Origin of the sequence: Pseudobutyrivibrio ruminis DSM 9787 (assembly GCF_900218035.1) — a bacterium.
Taxonomy (GTDB): Bacteria; Bacillota; Clostridia; order Lachnospirales; family Lachnospiraceae; genus Pseudobutyrivibrio; species Pseudobutyrivibrio ruminis.
Window position 1 is genome coordinate 151,472 of the sequence record NZ_OBMR01000005.1, and the last position, 19,269, is coordinate 170,740.

13 protein-coding genes are annotated in these 19,269 nt (G+C 40.9%); all 13 read right to left on the reverse strand.

The window, feature by feature from the left end; translation table 11 throughout:
* Positions 1–38 precede the first annotated feature (38 nt).
* On the reverse strand, positions 39–740 hold the full coding sequence (locus tag CRN97_RS05725) for a GDSL-type esterase/lipase family protein (protein ID WP_097076178.1): 702 nt from the start codon (positions 738–740) through the stop codon (positions 39–41).
* A 119-nt stretch (positions 741–859) separates the two neighbouring features.
* Positions 860–2,041, reverse strand: coding sequence for an ABC transporter permease subunit (locus CRN97_RS05730; RefSeq protein WP_272867639.1), 1,182 nt, complete (start codon positions 2,039–2,041; stop codon positions 860–862).
* 18 nt (positions 2,042–2,059) lie between these two features.
* On the reverse strand, positions 2,060–3,229 hold the full coding sequence (mmsB, locus tag CRN97_RS05735; protein WP_097076179.1) for a multiple monosaccharide ABC transporter permease: 1,170 nt from the start codon (positions 3,227–3,229) through the stop codon (positions 2,060–2,062).
* Positions 3,230–3,243: 14 nt separating this feature from the next.
* A complete protein-coding gene (mmsA, locus tag CRN97_RS05740; RefSeq protein WP_408633910.1) occupies positions 3,244–4,749 on the reverse strand; it encodes a multiple monosaccharide ABC transporter ATP-binding protein in 1,506 nt (501 codons plus the stop codon).
* Between the two features lie 219 nt (positions 4,750–4,968).
* Entirely contained in the window at positions 4,969–6,099 is a 1,131-nt protein-coding gene (chvE, locus tag CRN97_RS05745) for a multiple monosaccharide ABC transporter substrate-binding protein (protein ID WP_097076180.1), read from the reverse strand.
* 171 nt (positions 6,100–6,270) lie between these two features.
* Entirely contained in the window at positions 6,271–7,308 is a 1,038-nt protein-coding gene (locus CRN97_RS05750; RefSeq protein ID WP_242962005.1) for a sugar ABC transporter substrate-binding protein, read from the reverse strand.
* Positions 7,309–7,341: 33 nt separating this feature from the next.
* Positions 7,342–8,934, reverse strand: a complete 1,593-nt coding sequence (locus CRN97_RS05755) for a response regulator (protein WP_097076182.1) — start codon at positions 8,932–8,934, stop codon at positions 7,342–7,344.
* 5 nt (positions 8,935–8,939) lie between these two features.
* Positions 8,940–10,430 carry a sensor histidine kinase gene (locus CRN97_RS05760; protein ID WP_242962007.1) on the reverse strand — a complete coding sequence of 497 codons (1,491 nt, stop codon included), beginning with the start codon at positions 10,428–10,430 and terminating at the stop codon, positions 8,940–8,942.
* Entirely contained in the window at positions 10,423–11,469 is a 1,047-nt protein-coding gene (locus tag CRN97_RS05765; RefSeq protein WP_097076183.1) for a sugar ABC transporter substrate-binding protein, read from the reverse strand. Before CRN97_RS05765 ends, CRN97_RS05760 begins: the two co-directional genes overlap by 8 nt.
* Before the next feature lie 42 nt (positions 11,470–11,511).
* On the reverse strand, positions 11,512–12,522 hold the full coding sequence (locus CRN97_RS05770; protein ID WP_097076184.1) for a hypothetical protein: 1,011 nt from the start codon (positions 12,520–12,522) through the stop codon (positions 11,512–11,514).
* Between the two features lie 129 nt (positions 12,523–12,651).
* Positions 12,652–13,521, reverse strand: coding sequence for a CPBP family intramembrane glutamic endopeptidase (locus CRN97_RS05775; RefSeq protein WP_097076185.1), 870 nt, complete (start codon positions 13,519–13,521; stop codon positions 12,652–12,654).
* A gap of 26 nt (positions 13,522–13,547) precedes the next feature.
* Positions 13,548–16,004, reverse strand: coding sequence for a glycogen/starch/alpha-glucan phosphorylase (locus tag CRN97_RS05780; RefSeq protein ID WP_097076186.1), 2,457 nt, complete (start codon positions 16,002–16,004; stop codon positions 13,548–13,550).
* Between the two features lie 59 nt (positions 16,005–16,063).
* A complete protein-coding gene (ileS, locus tag CRN97_RS05785) occupies positions 16,064–19,219 on the reverse strand; it encodes an isoleucine--tRNA ligase (protein WP_097076187.1) in 3,156 nt (1,051 codons plus the stop codon).
* Between the last annotated feature and the right edge of the window lie 50 nt (positions 19,220–19,269).

The window sequence follows — 19,269 nt, forward strand, 5'->3', positions numbered from 1 at the left end:
AACCTGCTAACATAAAATGTCAACAGGTTTATTGAAAATTATTTTAAATTAGAATATACCTCATCAGCTATAAGCTCATATCCCTTAGCATTAAAGTGAATTCCATCAGTATAAAGCTCATCCTGGCCTTCAGTAATTTCATACAAATCAATCACTTCTACCCCAGTCTCAGCCGCAACCTTTTCAACGATTCCACCCAATTCATCAGATACAACTACAGGCTGAATATCATACTCAGCCACATCACTTCCATCCAATGAATAGCAATATGGACTACGCATCAAGTACACTGTAGGCTTAGTATCCAGCTGCTGATATGATTCCACAAGCTCCTTCAGCCCTGTCTCATAGTCTGATGCATTCCAGTTATAAGTCTTTGTATCATTTGTTCCAAGCATAAGCACAACGATATCAGGCTTAGACTTCAGGGACTGCTGATACTCCTCCGACTCCACATAAGGCAAATCCCCAGATGCAGATGCCGTAGCATTACGCAGTCCAAAATTTGAAACAAGATGATCTGTCCCCATCTTTATCTGCAGCTGTGCTGGATATGCATCCGTATCCCTAGTCTTCAGCACTCCACTTCCATAGGTAAGACTATCGCCCACGCATGAAATCTTAATTCGCTCATCCTTGCCCCCAAAGAAGCCCGAATTAAACAGCACAAAAAACACCAGTACAACCGCCGCCAGTAATATAACCATTTTCCTCTGTAAGAATCCTTTTATTATTTCCATACCTAAAATATTAGCACTCTTGGCCTGACAAAGCAAAAGCTCGCGGCCAATGGGAGGTCGCGAGCTTTTAGTTATAATAACATTAAGAGAATATAATGAAGAAAATAAAATCTTATGTATTACTTTGTTGCGCTTTTCTTGTTGTTGAGGATTTCGAAGACTACGGCTCCGAGAAGTACTACGCCCTTAACAACCTTCTGCCAGTTGGCATCGATACCCATGAGGGACATACCAAGGTTGATTACACCGATGAGGGTAGCACCAACAATCATTCCGAATACTGTACCTGATCCACCGTATGCAGATACACCACCTACTACGCAGGCTGAGATGGCATCCATCTCGTAGTTTGTACCAGCTGTTGAGTTTGCAGCCTGGAAACGAGCCATTGTAAGGAATGCAGAAATAACTGTAAGTACAGCCATGTTCAAGTATGCGATAAACATGATTCTCTTTGTATCGATACCTGAAAGTCTTGTTGCCTCTGAGTTACCACCGATTGTGTAGAAGTAACGTCCGATATCTGTCTTTGATGTAATGAAACTGTAGATAAGTACGATTACTGCTACCCAGATGAGTGAGTATGGTACACCACCTGCAAGTGAGAACTTGTATGCAAAGAGCATGATTACAAAGTCGATAAGTACGCACTTAACGATTACTGCTACAAGGCTGTCTGCAACATAGCCCTTCTTAAGCTTGTTTGCACGTGATCTGAAAAGAAGAACTACTACGATGATTGAAGCGATAAGTCCAATTACAATACTTGTCATGTTGTACTGAACACCACCGATTCTTGGACCACCGAAAAGGTCATTCATCTTGCCAGAGAATAATGCACAAAATTCTGGTGGAAGTGGGCTGATGTTTGATGAACCGTTAAGTAATGCAACGCCCCATCCACGAAGTGCAAGGAAACCTGCAAGTGTAGCAATCCATGGTGGAATATTGATGTAAGCAATTACATATCCAAGTAAGCATCCATAGATGATTCCGATGAGGAGCATTACAAGGATTCCAACAGGTGTTGAAGCACCCATGTTTACCATTACTTTTGCTCCGATGATACCTACTAAGCAAACAAATGAACCGCAGGAAAGGTCGATATTGCCACCTGTTAACATACACATCAACATACCTGTTGCAAGAACATATACATATGCGTTCTGTGTAATCAATGCGTTGAACTGGCTTGGCATAAGCATTGTGCCATTAGTTGTAAAGTTAAAGAAGAGAACAACCAGGACCAGAACAATGAGCATTGTGTTTTCTTTTAATATTTTAAAAATCTTGTCTTTCACTTTTTCGCTCCTCCCTTCCTACTTTTTCTCTCTCTTAGACATAACATCAAAGATAACCGCTGCAAGAAGTACTAAACCTTTAACTACCTTCTGATAGTTTGCATCAACACCCATGATCAACATACCCTGGTTGATAACACCCATCAAAAGAGCACCAATGATTGCGCCGAATACTGAACCTGTTCCACCGTATGCAGATGCACCACCGATGAAGCAAGCACCGATTGCATCCATTTCGTAGAACTGACCGTATGTAGGCTGTGCAGAAGCTGCACGTGCAACTGTAAGGATACCAGCGAAAGCTGCTAAGAATCCCATGTTTGTATAAGCGAAGAAGTAAACCTTCTTTGTGTTGATACCTGAAAGCTGTGTAGCTTTTTCGTTACCACCTACTGCATATAAGTAACGTCCGATTGTTGTCTTTGTTGTGATGTAGTTGTAAACAAGGACAATAAGGATAATCCATAATAATGATGTAGGAATTCCTTTGTAACCAGCAAGCTTATATGCTAAGAATAAAATTACAAGTGAAAGAATAACGAGCTTTGCATAGAAGCTAGCTGCGCTTGTTGTAACGTAGCCCTTTCTAGAAGCTGATATTCTGTTTTTAATTGAGAGTAATACATAAACTGCAACTGCAATAAGACCTGCAAGTAAACATGTAATGTTGAGGCTTTCTCCATGGAAGAAATCAGGGATGTAGCAATCAGCACCACCACCAAATACATTAAGGAATGTTGTATTTGAAATAGAAACTGCATAACCATTTAATACTACATTTGATAAACCTCTGAATGCGTACATACCAGCAAGTGTTGCAATGAATGGTGGTACATTTATGTATGCTACCCAGAATGCCTGCCATGCACCAACTAAAACACCAACAAGGAGCATTACAAGAACTGCGAACCATACGTTCATTCCCTTGCTCATCATTACTGCTCCAATACCACCTACGAAGCAGACAACTGAACCAACAGAAAGATCGATGTTACCACCAGTTAAGATACAAAGTAACATACCAGTTGCTAACACAAATACGTATGCGTTCTGTGAAAGCAAGTTGTTTACGTTCTGAGACAGAAGAATTGTTCCGCCTGTTCCAACGTAGAAGATTCCGATAATAATCACCAGGGCGATAACCATGGTGTATTTTTTTAATGTGTCTTTAATATTAACTGAGACCATGTTTTCTCTCCCTTCTATGACTTCAAGATGCAAGACATAATGCTTTCCTGTGAAGCTTCTGCCCCTGCCATTTCGCCAACCATTTTACCTTCGTTCATAACGTATATACGGTCTGACATACCAAGTACTTCTGGAAGCTCTGATGAAATCATTATTACTGATTTTCCTGCTGCAACCAAATCATTGATGATGCAGTAGATTTCGTACTTAGCACCAACGTCAATACCACGTGTAGGCTCATCAAGAATAAGTACATCTGGATCTGCAAACATCCATTTAGCAAGAAGAACCTTCTGCTGGTTACCACCTGAAAGGTTTCCAACGTTCTGCTCAACTGTAGGACATTTTGTCTTGAGCTTATCTCTGTACTCCTCTGCTACCTGATACTCTTTATCCTGATCGATAACACGCTTAGAGCAAAGTGATGAAAGGTTTGAAAGAGTTGTATTAATCTTGATTGGATTTGTAAGAACAAGTCCATTGCCCTTTCTATCTTCTGTTACGTATGCAATCTTATGCTTGATTGCATCCTTGATATTCTTTAAATGAACTTCTTCACCGTTTAAGAAAAGCTGACCTGAAATGTTAGTTCCATAAGCCTTTCCGAAGATACTCATTGCAAGCTCTGTACGTCCAGCACCCATAAGACCAGCGATACCAACTACTTCGCCTTTACGGATATTCATTGATACTCCATCAACAACCTTACGCTCTGAAAACTGTGGATGGTAAACTGTCCAATCCTTAACCTCCATAGCGATGTCACCGATTTCTACACCGTGGCGCTTAGGGAAACGGTCTGTCATTTCACGACCAACCATGCCTTTAATGATTCTATCTTCTGAAATATCATCTACACTCTTATCAAGAGTTTCGATTGTGGAACCATCACGGATAACAGTAATCTTATCTGCTACATAAGAAACTTCGTTTAGCTTATGAGAAATGATGATAGATGTCATTCCTTCCTGCTTGAATTTAAGAAGTAAATCAAGAAGTGCTCTCGAATCTGTTTCATTAAGTGATGATGTTGGCTCATCAAGAATGAGGAGCTTAGCATTCTTTGCTAATGCCTTTGCAATTTCAACAAGCTGCTGTTTACCAACACCTATATCTTTGATTAAAGTACGGCTGCTTTCTGATAAACCAACCATCTTTAAATATTTGTCTGCTTCTGCGTATGTTTTGTCCCAATCAATAGCTGCCTTGCTTCCCTGTTCATTTCCAAGGAACATGTTCTCACCTATAGACATATAAGGGATTAACGCCAATTCCTGATGAATGATAACGATTCCTTTTTCCTCAGAATCCTTGATTTTTTGGAACTGACAAACTTCACCATTGTATACGATGTCTCCAGTGTAAGATCCAAATGGATAAATACCACTTAAAACGTTCATAAGAGTAGATTTACCAGCACCATTCTCGCCTACAAGAGCATGAATTTCGCCTTCCTCTACCTTTAAGTTTACGTTATCAAGGGCTTTTACTCCTGGGAACTCTTTGGTGATTGATTTCATCTCAAGTATTGTTTTTCCCACTTAAGTCTCCCTCCTTAAAATAACTTTTATTTTCTTAAAAACATTCTCTTCTTTAAAATAGGGCGAGCTAGGCTCGCCCTATCTAATTTCCCTTTATTATTTTCGGGAAGAGCAGCTATTATAATTGGGCTTCGCCCAATGTGAGCTGCTCGTGGCAAATCATATTTCCTTCGCCATAGCTAGGAAAATAATTTGCTTTTACTGAAGCTGATCTTCTGTGTAGTAACCAGAATCGATAAGAAGTTCTTTGTAGTTGTCCTTATCAGCGAATACTGGCTCGCAAAGGTATGAAGGAATAACTCCTGTACCATTGTCATATGTCTCAGTATCGTTAACATCTACTTCTGAACCGCTGAGGATCTGACCTACCATCTTAACAACCTGTGAAGCAAGTGTACGTGTATCCTTGAATACTGACATAGACTGCTTTCCAGCGATCATGTTCTTTGTGTTCTCAATATCGCAATCCTGACCTGTGATGATTGGATATTCACCCTTGTAGTTTGCTGCAAGTGCGTTCTCAACACCAAGTGCTGTAGAATCGTTAGAGCAGAGGCAAACATCAAGGTCTTCGTTAGCGTAGTTAGAAGAAAGAATTGTCTCCATACGTGACTGAGCTGTTTCTGTAGCCCATGCTGGAGTAGCAACTTCTGCGAAATCTACCTGACCAGACTTAACAACAAGTGTACCAGCCTCGATGTATGGCTTAAGAAGATCCATAGCACCATCATAGAAGAAACCAGCGTTGTTATCACCTGGGTCACCAGCTGTGATTTCCATTGTGAATGTCTCTGATGTGTTCTCAAGATCAAGCTGATCAATGATGTACTGACCCTGAACCTGACCTACCTTGTAGTTATCGAATGTTGCATAGTATGAAACTGCATCTGAGTTCATAATCAAACGGTCATATGCGATAACTGGAATGTTCTTCTCAGCTGCCATATCCATAGCTTCACCAAGTGATGAACCTTCGATAGCTGCAACTACAAGAACGTTACATCCTGAGTTGATCATGTTTTCAATCTGTGAAACCTGAGTCTGAACATCGTTTGAAGCGTACTGAAGGTCTACTTCGTAGCCAGCTGCTTCAAGCTCTGACTGCATGTTAGCACCATCCTGATTCCATCTCTGGAGATCCTTTGTAGGCATTGCAACACCAACCTTTGTTCCGCCTGCTGTTGTAGCACCACCATCATCTGTTGTCTCTGTAGCTGTATCCCCACCAGCTGCACCTGTGTCTGTTGTCTCTGTGCTAGTTCCGCAACCTACAAACATTGAAGCTGCAAGAGCACCTGTCAAAAGTACACTTAATAACTTTCTCTTCATTCTTTGAAAACCTCCCTTTCATTTAGGTTTGTTTGTTACTATAGATACGATATCATGAAGATGTCTGAAAATGGTTGTCACTTTCTTCACATTTTTGTCTAACTTTATTCACACAATGAAAAATGACTAGCACATTTTTGTGCTAGTCATTTTTTGTCATGCAAAAATTTGCTATTCATTTTCACCGGATTCCTCAGAAACATTCATATAAACGTCCTCTTTTGAATGAAATCCGCTGTCTATAATCACTTCATCGATATTGTCTCTGGTCACTGCCACTGGCTCCGTAGCCACATAAGGGATTTCATACTGCCCGTCACTTATTGTGGAATCCACATCAATATCATCTCCACTGGCAAGCTGTACTGAAAGCTGCGCCGCCTGCTCTGCAAGCTTGCTCACTGGCTTAAACACTGTCATCAGCTGTGTTCCCTCAACAATGTGCTGACACGCAGGTAAATCTGCATCCTGGCCAACCACCGGCTTTACACCTGCCAGCTGGCATACAGCCAAAGCTCTGATTACAGATGTAGCCACATCATCATTGCCACACATTATGGCATCCGCCTGCTTGATAGTGTCCAAATTGTCATAAACATAGGCACCACCTAACTCAGCCTTCCAGCCCTCGCAATAGTATGTGTCCAGGATTTCGATATCGTTTTCATTCATAACTGAATAAAATCCGTCGTTTACCATAGGCACGTTACCATCAGTAAGTGGACCGCAAATCATTACCACGCTTTTTGCACCAGAATCTGCCAAAGACTCTCCAAGCATTTTGCCTACCATGTTATTGTCGAATGATATGTAAAGGTCTGTGTCTGAATTTGGGATAATTCTATCGTAACAAACCACAGCAATATCTTTTTCTTTAGCGGTTTTGATTACATCTGTTAGGGCTTCACCATCTACTGGAATTATTACCAGACAATCCACGCCCTTATCTATCAGATATGTAATCTGCTCGATTTGTTTATCCACATCACCGTTTGCATTTTGAACATTAACCGTCGCCCCTAAAGATGATGCTGTATCCACAAACACATCTCTATCCTTCTCCCAGCGCTCTATTACAAATGAATCAAAACACAAGCCAATTTCAATACCATCTTCTTTATTAGAAGAAGTATTTGCGCTATCTGCAGAGCTACTAGCGCATCCTGAAAGCATCGCAAGGGATAGTGTCATCACCACTATCTTTTTCATATATCCTTTCATTCTTATTCACCCCAATAATTATTAGTTACATTTCGCGTAGTCTGTAGGTGTCTTTCCAGTATACTTTTTAAAGTTACGTGAAAAGTAGTTTGGATCCGGATATCCTACCTCCGCTGATATCTCCTTCATGGACTTGCTAGTTGTCTTAAGCAGCTTCTTAGCCGCCTCGATACGTAGCTTTGTAAGATAGTCAATGAAGTTCTCACCTGTCTCCTCTTTAAAAACCTTTGAAAAGTAATATGAACTGATATTAACCATTCGGGATATATCATCGAGAGTTAATTCCTTCATATAGTTTTCATCTATGTATTGCCTTGCTTTATTGACAACACTCATGGACTGCTCTTCCTGCTTGTTTGCCACCCAAACAGCAGCAGCCTTCATCTTTTCAATAAACCAATGCTTTACTTCGTTTAATCCCCCAAGATTCAATAGCTCTGACAAATAATTTGCCCTGCTTTTAAACTCGTATACACGAGCTGTCTTTTCATAAGATAGATGCTCCGCCCAAAGAACGAACTCCAAGCATTTCAATCGAACACTGTCATTATCATTTGCGTAGTTTTCTTCCATCCACTCAAAGAACGCCTGTGATAATGCCACCGTCTCATTAACATTTCCAAGGGATATTTCATTAAACAAACGCTTTTCCAAATCCATTGGATAACTTTCCTCGTACTGACATGCAACAGGCATATCATCCACGTGGGCCACATGGCTTGTGGTTGCAATCAGCACTGAGTTTGCCTCCTCGTATGATTCCGCCATTCTATCCAGCGGCTTCACCGAACCAAATCCGATTCGAAAATCCATATCAAATCTATCTGAAAGCTTTCGGCATAGTGCTCTTGCACTTTCTACCACATTATTTCTTTCATTATATGGCAATGTGCTACTGTCTGTCGGAATAAGGATTGGTATTTTATTAGACATTACCGCTCCCATAATTCCCTTTATATAGTCCTCGGTTATGGTGTGAATCTCTCGATATGATTTCTGAGCCTGAATGGAAACCGCTACAGCACTGGTCATGTAGTTTCCCACCATCTCTCTACCAAATACCATGCAGGCCATGTATCCATATTCCGAATCAATTCCAAGCAGAGTTTTGTAATTATCAATATCCTCTTTAAAGTATTCCTTGAAAAGTAAATCCTGAATCAAACCATTTTCAATAATTGGCACTACAGTCTCCAGCTTTTCTCTAACTCGAAGGTCATTGCTTCGCTTTGCTCTTTCACCATCGATTTGCCCCATGGCTTTATTTAGAATGGTGATGATTCCATCTCTACTAACCGGTTTGTTTAGGTAGTCCAAAACCCCCAGGGAAATAGCTTCCTTTGCATAATCGAATTTGTCGTACGCAGTCATTACTATAAATACAATATGACTGTTGGTCTTTCGAATTTCTCGCATAGCTTCGATGCCGTTGATGCCAGGCATCTGAATATCCATAAAGGCTATATCCGGCTGATACTCTTCTGCAAGCTCAATGACCTGTCTACCGGTTTTGGCTGTACGGATATCGCACTTGCTTCCGAATTCCTTTTCTATTATGAATTTCAATGAATCGATGACTATTCCCTCGTCATCCGCCAACATTATTTTATACATTACATTTATTCCTTCTCATAATCCTTCTTTGGAAGATAAAGAATTGTCTCCGTTCCCATCTTTTCTCCCTCAGATATAATATCTAATACATCCTCACTTTCGTAGAAGATGTTAAGACGCTCAATACAGTTGTTTAATCCAACTCCATTGGATGTGGATTTAGCAGGATTGCTCTTATATGTGCCATCCAAAACCTGCTCAATCTTTTCCTGTGTCATTCCAATACCATTGTCTTTGATGCTGACACATATATAATCACCCAGTTCATACACAGAAAGCTTTATTTTCTTGGTCCAATCAATATTTCTAAGGCCATAGTTGATACTGTTTTCAACAATAGGCTGAAGTATCATACTAGGTATCTTTACCCCAAGAAGTGACTCATCAATCTCCTTAGTGAACTGGATTTCCCCTGCGAATCTTACATTTATGATGTAAATGTAAATATCTACCAGCTCAATTTCCTCACGTAATGATACAACATCCTTGTTCTTTTTGATGTTGTATCTAAAGAAATCGGCCACTCTTTGAATGTAATTGCTGGTCCTGTCTGCCCCCTCCATCATGGCAAGCTGGGCGCCGGCATTCAAAGTATTAAACAAGAAATGTGGATTAATCTGTGACTGCAAGTATCGAAGCTCTGCATCCTTAATATGGTTCTCCATTATCAGCTCGTTTTCCTTGAGGCGACGTTCCACTTCCATAGATTCACGAAGCTTTTCGATATAGTTCTTTATAGATACAACCATTTTGTTGAATGCTTTTGTTACTACGCCTACCTCATCATTGCTTTTAACAGGCAGAAGCTCTACATTGAAGTCTCCCTGGGACACACTGTTGGCTGTAGCTGCCAGCTTTATAAGTGGGTCTGCAATAGTTGATGCGATAAGTACTACGAAAAACAAATTGGCAATACCGATAATTACAAGTGTTAAAATATTCAGCTCTTCCAGGGTTTGAAGGGCTGTCATCATAGCTCCATAGGATTTAGAGTTGTTGATGAACTGCTGATTGTTGAGGTTTGTAATGCTGGTATCTATGTAGCCATATGTTCTGGCAGCCTCCTCATAGATACTCTTATATTTTTCTACATTACCACCACGTTTACTTTCAACTGCCTGATTGGTAAGCTCCAGGTAGTTTTCCGACATATTTTTAATATTTCTCTCAAGGACTCTGTTTTCATTATCATCCTTGTTGTCATCCAGATCATCTACTAAATCAGAATACTCTTCTTCGTAGATATAGTACTGTTCCAACGCATCACTGGTTTTGGTATTTAAATAGCCTGCTGTGGCATTCTGCAAACGGTCCAGGCTCTCACTTAAATTGTTCAGTGTATTATTGCTGGCGTAGATAACATCCAGAGAGTTAAGCATCTGGGCAGTTCCTAAGTACAGCATCATGTTTACAAGGAACAGCAGTACCGTAGGAATACAAAATGACATAATCATCTTTTGTCTGAGGGAGATAGATTTTCGCTTGATTCTACTCATTTTCTACCTCCTCCATCGCTTCATCGATGTTGGTGGCATCGATTACATTTGCGTCAACACTGATGTAATCAGATACATATCCTGCATCCCTATATTCGATATATGCTTCTGCTGCAGATACGCCAATGCTCTGTGCATCCACATATACTGTGCTAAGAATAACCCCCTGTTTTATTCCAGTAAGAATGGTAGGTGAAACATTACTTCCTAAAAGCATTATCTGACCAACTTTGTTGTAGTCAATCATGGCCTGATAAAAGCTTTCTGTAGATTCCTGGTCAAGACAGATTACAACTGGCGCCAAATCATTTTCCTTAAAGAGATTTTGGATATACTCTTCATTTGCAAAAGCATCCTTGCTTTCAACCGTGCGTACTTCAAAATCCAAGTTTCCATTTGGCAATTCACGACCGTCCAATGCCGACTGCATATTATTAACAAAAGCACTTGCCTCAGTAGGATTGACTGTATTACCAGCCAAAACCATTACCTTCTTTTGCTTTGCGAGATTCTCAATTAAAGACTCTCCGTATAAGCTGGCGATAGTATAGCTATTAGCTCCAATATAGCTAACGCGATTTGCCATATCGATATCTGACTCCAGTGTGAATACAGGAATATCTGCATGCTTTGCCTTTGCCACCATTTCGGCTGTCTCTGGAGAATCGTCTCCCTCTAGAAAGATGGCGTCACAATTGGATTCGATGGCCATCTCCATATACTCCGCTTTTGAATATGATTTGTCGATACTGGTAGAAAGCATATCCACATACACACCCTGTTCAGAGCCATACTCCTTGGCAGATTTATATACATCCTGCCAAAAGTCCGATGAATCATTTGAAGAAATCATAATTACATAGGAATCGTACTGCTCATACTCCGCCTCAACCAGCAATTCCTTAGCTTCATCCATGCGTTGCTGATAGATTCCTATACTGATAACCGTAGCTATAAACATAAAAGCAACAGCACAACCTGCTGCAATAGCAAGTGCACTGTTGCTCTTTAATCTTCTTTTGCCCCCGAATATTTTCATATCATTAAACCCACCTAAAATACTTAGGTCAATTATAGCAGATTAGGTGGCAAAATCAACGTGCTGAACACTTCCGGCATGTCCATCTGACTCATGTAAAAAGATTCCTGTCTCACGCATTGCTGCCATTGCTTTGTGTTCATCATCATGCTGCACAAAATCTGTTCCTACACGGCCAAGATAGATTGCTCCCACATCAGACTGTTTTAATGTGTAAAGCTCCATGTCTCCTTTTTCATTCATGGTCCAAACTCTTAGTTTCTCGAAGATGCTGTCATTTTCATCAATCCATCCGTTGCAGTCCTCATCAAAAATTTCAAGCTCTCTAAAGCCATCTCCTGTCGTTGCTCCAAACAGCTCTTTTCCATCATTGATTTCTCCGTCTTCATTTCTATCAAGTGCCAAGAATCCCGAGCCTGCTTCTAACTGATGAAGATTATCTTTCTCCCCATCTCCATCCAAATCAAAATAGAATGGTTGATCAGATACCTTCGTTGGATTGTCATTAAGATTTACCACCAATGGATCAATATATCTTACAAAGTTTTCCTCTACAGATTGGAATTCTTCCTTAAATGATTCCGACATTGCAAAACCATAATTGAAGTTCAGATGTCTGCCATCTGCAGTAACTGCAGTACCTACAGCTGAGTAAGCCAGCTCTTGACTTTCACTGTATTCGTAGTTGATTGTGGTTGTTTGATAATATCCCTCATTGCTTTTAAAAATTTCCTGCAACATACTCTTGAATTCAGAATCGTCGCCGAAAATCTTGCTCATCAATATAGCCCTGAGCAAATAATGCATCGTCTGCATTCTGGTTTGCATATTTGCAACTACTGATTCTGTAGGAGATTTTTCTCCTGCTTCCTGCACCTCCCCGTTTTGGTTCAATTCATAGTTCAGCGATGAAAGGAATCCTTCTCCATCATCTGCCATCACCACATTGCCCAGCTTGATTGCCGGCCGGATAGTGTCCTCATACTCCACTTTCGTTGTTGCAGTGAAAGTACTTTTTGCGGCCATTTTGACCTCGGAATTTTGAATTACCATGCTCTTTCCTCCTATAAATGAAACTTAATTTATAAAGGGAAAGTCCGTTTTCCTTATCACAGTTTCTAGTAAAAAGAAAAACCAGGAAGGCGTGCCTTCCTAGTCCTGTGATTATTATCGTCCGTGTAATTATATATCGGCTGTAAATTCCTTTTCCTTAACAGATGAAGCCCCTTTTCTGAGAAGAATTATTGAAACGTAAGTAACAACAAGGGAACCCAGCATCCACAAGAAGAATCCGATAACTGTATCGCCACCGTATGGCAAGAAATCTGAGCCATAGGTGCCAATCAAGTTGAATATCATATGGATAATAATTGTAACAAATATATTGTTGTATAAGTGCATTACATAGCCCATTCCAAGTCCAAGGACAAATGCATAGCAGCCTTGGATTGCATTCATATGGAAGGCACCAAAGAGGATTGCCTGTACAATGATTGCAAGGTAATATGGCATAACCTTTTTAGCTGCGCTAAATGTAACACCTCTGAAAATAAGCTCCTCGCATATTGGTGCAAGAACAACTGCATATATGCCCATGATAAGTGTAAGGCTGTCATCCAGGCCTGCAGTCTCCATAAGCTCTTCGTATTCCTCAAGCCATGATGGAAATGCACTCGCTAATGCAGCTGTAAGGTAGTTGCTAACGTATTGCATGCCTAAGCAAAAGAGCAATACGCCTGCTATTGTAGCTGGAACATTCTTTGATACCTCTGATAGCTTAGTCTGCTTATCATCACTAAATATCTTCTTCTGCACGAATGTAAAAATAATGATTCCAGCAACAGCATATATGATATAAAGAACATTTGCTCCATCCGATAGCATTGCATCTACAAGCGCATTAACAAGATCTTCGTAGGTACTGCCATTAAATGTAGCAAGTACATAAGTAACGATTGCTTGAATTACGAATAAGCTGGCTCCAACCTGCAAAACAAATGCAAGAATACATGGAATAAATATCCAAGGTATATATTTTCTTTTGTCATTCATAGTCTGTAAACATTCCTTCTAGGCACTTATTTCAAATCAAGCTTATCCAAGTGCCAAATATCATCTACATACTCCTGGATTGTTCTATCTGATGAGAACTTGCCAACATGAGCTACGTTTTCAAGTGCCATCTTTGCCCATTTATATTTATCCTTGTAAGCCTCCTGAATCTTTTCATGAGTCTCACAATAAGATGCGAAATCCTTTAATACAAAGTATGTATCAGCCTTTGCTGTACACTGTGTATTTAAAAGAGAATTGTAAAGTGGGCGGAACAATTCCGGATTATCAATACTGTAATTGCCATTTACAAGCTGCTGCAATACCTTTTGAATGTGATGATTTCCATTCATAACATCTACTGGATTGTAGTCATTATTCTTTTCGTGAGCAATTACCTCATCTGAGCTCATACCGAAGATGTAAATATTCTCTCCGCCAAGCTCCTGGTACATCTCTACATTTGCACCATCCATTGTACCGATTGTAACGGCACCATTAAGCATGAACTTCATGTTTCCAGTACCAGATGCTTCCTTTGAAGCTGTAGAAATCTGTTCTGAAACATCAGCTGCTGCAAATATCCATTCAGCATTTGATACACGATAATCTTCAATAAAGACAACCTTGATTTTATCGTCGATTGATTTATCGTTGTTGATTACCGCTGCTACATTGTTTATCAGCTTGATGATAAGCTTTGCATTTTCATAACCTGCAGAAGCCTTAGCACCAAAGATAAATGTAGTTGGATAGAAGTCCATCTCTGGATTTTCCTTAATCTGATTGTAGAGATACATTACATGAAGAATATTTAAAAGCTGACGCTTGTATTCATGTAATCTCTTAACCTGAACATCGAAAATCGAATTAGGATCAACCTCGATTCCATTATGCTCTAATATATACTTAGCCAGACGCTTTTTGTTATCGAGCTTGATAGCCATAAACTCATCAAGAGATTTCTTGTCATCAACAAAGCTCTCTAACTTCTTCATCTGAGATAAGTCTGTAATCCAACCACGGCCAATCTTTTTGATTACCCAATCTGAAAGCTTATAATTGCCATGCATCAAGAAACGTCGCTGAGTAATACCATTGGTCTTGTTGTTGAATTTCTCAGGATACATTTCGTAGAAATCATGAAGAGAAACATTCTTCAGGATTTCTGTATGAAGAGCTGCAACACCATTAACACTGTAGCTTGCGGCGATTGCCATGTGTGCCATCTTGACCTGGTCGTCTGCAAGGATTGCCATACGATGTACTCTCTCCTCGTCACCAGGGAACTTGGCTCTGATTTCATCACAGAATCTGCGGTTGATTTCCTCAACTATCATAAAGACACGTGGAAGCAATCTCTTGAAGATATCCTGTGGCCATTTTTCAAGAGCCTCTGACATGATGGTGTGGTTTGTGTAGGCAACACAGTGCGTTGTAATCTCCCACGCCTCATCCCAGCCTAAGCCATGTACATCCATAAGGATACGCATAAGCTCCGCAACTGTAAGTGTTGGGTGAGTATCATTCATCTGGAATACAACCTTTTCAGGAAGCTTCTTGATATCCTTGTGATAACGCAAATACTTTGCAAGAGCTCTCTGAATAGATGCAGATACAAAGAAGTATTGCTGCTTCAATCGAAGCTCTTTACCCTGAATATGATTGTCGTTTGGATAAAGAACCTCAGTAAGGTTTCTTGCAAGGTTCATATCCTCAACCGCTCTGCTGTAGTCACCCTTTTCAAATGAGTCAAGTCTGAACACTTCCTTTGGTTTGGCATCCCAAATCATAAGAGTGTTAACCATACCATTATCAAAACCAGTGACAGGTAAATCATAAGGTGTAGCTATTACAGCATTATATCCCTCATGAATATACTTTGTTGTGCCATCTGGCTGACTATCATAGCGAACCCATCCGCCAAATCTAACTTCAAATTCATACTCGGTACGCTGAAGCTCAAATGGGTATCTAGTCTGAAGCCAATTATCTGGAACTTCCTGCTGATAGCCATCCTCGATTTTCTGCTTGAACATACCATAGTGATATCTAATACCGCAGCCATAAGCTGGGTACTGTAAAGTTGCAAGAGAGTCAAGGAAGCATGCTGCAAGTCTACCAAGACCACCATTTCCAAGTGCTGGATCTGGCTCCTGGTCCTCTACTTCGTTTATATCAACCCCTAATTCATCCAGGGCATCCATAACCTCTGTATATCCACGCATATTAATCATGTTGTTTCCAAGAAGTCGACCAATCAGAAACTCCATAGACATGTAATATACGCACTTTGGATCCTGCTGCACAAATGATTTTTGAGTAGTGAGCCAGTTATCAATTACCACGTCGTTGACAACTTCGGCGCAAGCTCTATAAATCTCCTCCTTAGTTGCCATCTCAAAGTCCTTACGGAACATAGTCTTGACGCGGCCTACTATCTCCTGCTCAATCTCTCTTGTGCTTGGCATCTGTCTCTTCATATCTCAAAACCCCTCCTAATGGCTCGCTCGTCACCTACGAGCTATCTTTAGTGTACGAATTACTTACGTGTTACGGCTAAGGTTACCTTCTCACCGTTGATGTTCCATTCTTTAACGTGTGAGCCTGTTTCGCCTACGATGATTTCGTCAGCGAGAACTTCCCCAGCGATTTCAGCCTTATTCTTTTCGAAGATTGTGGCAGCCTTTTCGTCAGCCTTGTACGCTACTGTGATGCGGTCCATAACTTCGAAATCAGCTTCCTTACGCATTGTCTGAATCTTTGAAACGATTTCACGAACAAAGCCTTCCTCAAGGAGCTCTTCTGTAAGGTTTGTATCAAGAAGTACTGTTACGTAGTTGTCTCCATCTGCTACGAAGCCTTCTGTCTGAGCCATAGAGATAAGTAAGTCTTCCTCTGCAAGCTCGATAGATGCATCAACCTCAGGCAATTTAATAACCCCATTTGCCTTAAGCTCTGCATATGCTGCGTTTCCATCAAGTGATGAAAGTGCCTTCTGGATGCCACCCAAGAACTTACCATACTTAGGTCCTACTGTACGAAGCTGTGGCTTGAATGAGTATGATGTGAATGCTGAAACATCCTCTGTGAATGTAGCTTTCTTGACATTAAGCTCATCCTCGATGATGCTAACGTACATTTCAACAAGCTCATGCTCAGCCTTGATGTACATCTGACCGATTGGCTGACGGTTCTTGATGTTGGCTGTATTTCTACATGCACGACCGTGAACTACGATCTTTAAGAGCTCATCCATATCCTCCTCAAGCTTCTTGTCAATGAATGATTCATTAACAGTTGGGAAGTCGCAAAGGTGGATTGACTCTGGTGCAGTCTTGTCTACTGAGCGAACCATGTTCTGATAGATTTCTTCTGTCATGAAAGGAATCATAGGTGCTGCTGCAAGTGAGATATCCTTTAAGCATGTGTAAAGTGTCATGTAAGCATTGATCTTGTCCTGCTCCATGCCCTTTGCCCAGAATCTATCACGGCAACGACGAACATACCAGTTAGATAAGTCATCTACGAACTCATCAAGAGCTCTAGCTGCCTCTGGAATCTTGTATGAACCAAGGTTGTCATCAACAGCCTTGATTGCTGAGTTGAGACGAGAAAGAATCCACTTATCCATAACTGCAAGCTTGCTGAAATCAAGCTCGTACTTTGTAGGATCAAACTCATCAATGTTTGCATATAAGATATAGAAAGCGTATGTATTCCAAAGTGTTCCAAGGAACTTTCTCTGGCCTTCCATAACTGCATTCTCACCAAATCTCTTTGGAATCCATGGTGCTGAAGATGTGTAGAAGTACCATCTAATTGCATCTGCTCCCATTTTCTCAAGTGCGTCAAATGGATCAACAGCATTGCCCTTAGACTTAGACATCTTCTGTCCGTTTTCATCCTGAACGTGACCAAGTACGATAACGTTCTCATATGGTGCCTTATTGAAGAGGAGTGTTGATTCTGCCATAAGTGAATAGAACCATCCACGTGTCTGGTCAACAGCCTCAGAAATGAACTTAGCTGGGAACTGCTGCTCAAATACCTCTTTGTTCTCGAATGGATAATGGTGCTGAGCAAATGGCATAGCACCTGAATCGAACCAGCAGTCGATAACTTCTGGTACACGCTTCATTGTGCCCTTACACTCAGGACATGTGCATGTAACCTCGTCGATGTATGGACGGTGAAGCTCGATTGTCTCTGCGTCAGCACGTCCTGAAAGCTCTGCTAATTCCTTGCGGCTACCGATTGAAATCTGCTTGCCACAGTCTGGACACTCCCAGATGTTGAGTGGAGTTCCCCAGTAACGGTTACGAGAGATACCCCAGTCCTGAACGTTCTCAAGCCAATCGCCGAAACGTCCCTTACCGATTGAATCTGGAATCCAGTTTACAGTGTTATTATTCTTAATCAGGTCATCCTTAACTTCTGTCATCTTGATGAACCATGACTCTCTAGCATAGTAGATAAGTGGAGTGTCGCATCTCCAGCAGTGTGGATACTCATGCTCAAACTTTGGTGCTTCGAAAAGCTTGCCTTCAGCATCAAGATCCTTAAGTACGTTAGGATCTGCATCCTTAACGAACTGACCAGCATATGGTGTCTCAGCTGTAAGCTCACCCTTACCATCTACGAACTGAACGAATGGAAGGTCGTATTTACGTCCAACCTTTGCATCATCCTCACCAAATGCAGGGGCGATATGTACGATACCAGTACCATCTGACATAGTAACGTATGTATCACATGTAACGAAGTGTGCCTTTTTATGCTGCTTTGTAGCTGCAACGCCAGCACACTCGAAAAGTGGCTCGTACTCTTTGTACTCAAGGTCTGTACCCTTATATGTCTCAAGTACTTCGTATGCCTTTTCGCCTTCTTCAGCAAGCTTGCCTAATACTTTGTCTGCAAGTGCTTCAGCAAGAATATATGTATATCCATCAGCTGCCTTTACGCGGATGTATGTCTCATCTGGGTTAACGCAAAGTGCAAGGTTTGATGGAAGTGTCCAAGGTGTTGTTGTCCAAGCAAGGAAGTAAGCATCCTCACCTACGATTTTGAAACGAACGATTGCTGAACGTTCCTTAACTGTCTTGTATCCCTGTGCAACTTCCTGTGCAGAAAGTGGAGTACCACAACGTGGGCAATATGGAACGATTTTAAAGCCCTTGTAAAGGAGCTTCTTGTCCCAGATAGTCTTGAGAGCCCACCACTCTGACTCGATGAAATTGTCATCATATGTGATATAAGGATTGTCCATATCTGCCCAGAAACCTACTGTGCCAGAGAAATCCTCCCACATACCTTTATATTTCCATACAGATTCCTTACATTTCTTAATGAAAGGCTCCATACCGTATTCTTCGATTTGTTCTTTTCCATTGAGGCCAAGAAGCTTTTCAACTTCAAGCTCAACTGGAAGACCATGTGTATCCCAACCAGCCTTACGAGGAACGAACTTGCCCTTCATAGTCTGATATCTAGGAATCATGTCCTTGATTGCACGAGTCTCAACATGCCCAATGTGAGGCTTACCGTTTGCTGTTGGAGGGCCATCATAGAATGTGTATGTCTCTCCTTCTTTTCTTGAATCCATTGATTTCTGGAAGATATCATTTTCCTTCCAGAACTTTTCTACCTGCTTCTCCCTTTCAACGAAGTTCAGGCTTGCGTCTACCTTGTTGTACATATAAAAGTAATTCCTTTCTAGAGGATATCCTTTCTCGTCAGATATCCCTT

Coding starts and splice junctions, on each gene's coding strand:
- CRN97_RS05760 (WP_242962007.1), bottom strand. CDS start 10,430: ATGAGTAGAATCAAGCGAAAATCTATCTCCCTCAGACAAAAGATGATT.
- chvE (WP_097076180.1), bottom strand. CDS start 6,099: ATGAAGAGAAAGTTATTAAGTGTACTTTTGACAGGTGCTCTTGCAGCT.
- CRN97_RS05750 (WP_242962005.1), bottom strand. CDS start 7,308: ATGAAAAAGATAGTGGTGATGACACTATCCCTTGCGATGCTTTCAGGA.
- CRN97_RS05775 (WP_097076185.1), bottom strand. CDS start 13,521: ATGAATGACAAAAGAAAATATATACCTTGGATATTTATTCCATGTATT.
- CRN97_RS05725 (WP_097076178.1), bottom strand. CDS start 740: ATGGAAATAATAAAAGGATTCTTACAGAGGAAAATGGTTATATTACTG.
- CRN97_RS05765 (WP_097076183.1), bottom strand. CDS start 11,469: ATGAAAATATTCGGGGGCAAAAGAAGATTAAAGAGCAACAGTGCACTT.
- CRN97_RS05770 (WP_097076184.1), bottom strand. CDS start 12,522: ATGGTAATTCAAAATTCCGAGGTCAAAATGGCCGCAAAAAGTACTTTC.
- CRN97_RS05755 (WP_097076182.1), bottom strand. CDS start 8,934: ATGTATAAAATAATGTTGGCGGATGACGAGGGAATAGTCATCGATTCA.
- mmsB (WP_097076179.1), bottom strand. CDS start 3,229: ATGGTCTCAGTTAATATTAAAGACACATTAAAAAAATACACCATGGTT.
- ileS (WP_097076187.1), bottom strand. CDS start 19,219: ATGTACAACAAGGTAGACGCAAGCCTGAACTTCGTTGAAAGGGAGAAG.
- mmsA (WP_408633910.1), bottom strand. CDS start 4,749: ATGAAATCAATCACCAAAGAGTTCCCAGGAGTAAAAGCCCTTGATAAC.
- CRN97_RS05780 (WP_097076186.1), bottom strand. CDS start 16,004: ATGAAGAGACAGATGCCAAGCACAAGAGAGATTGAGCAGGAGATAGTA.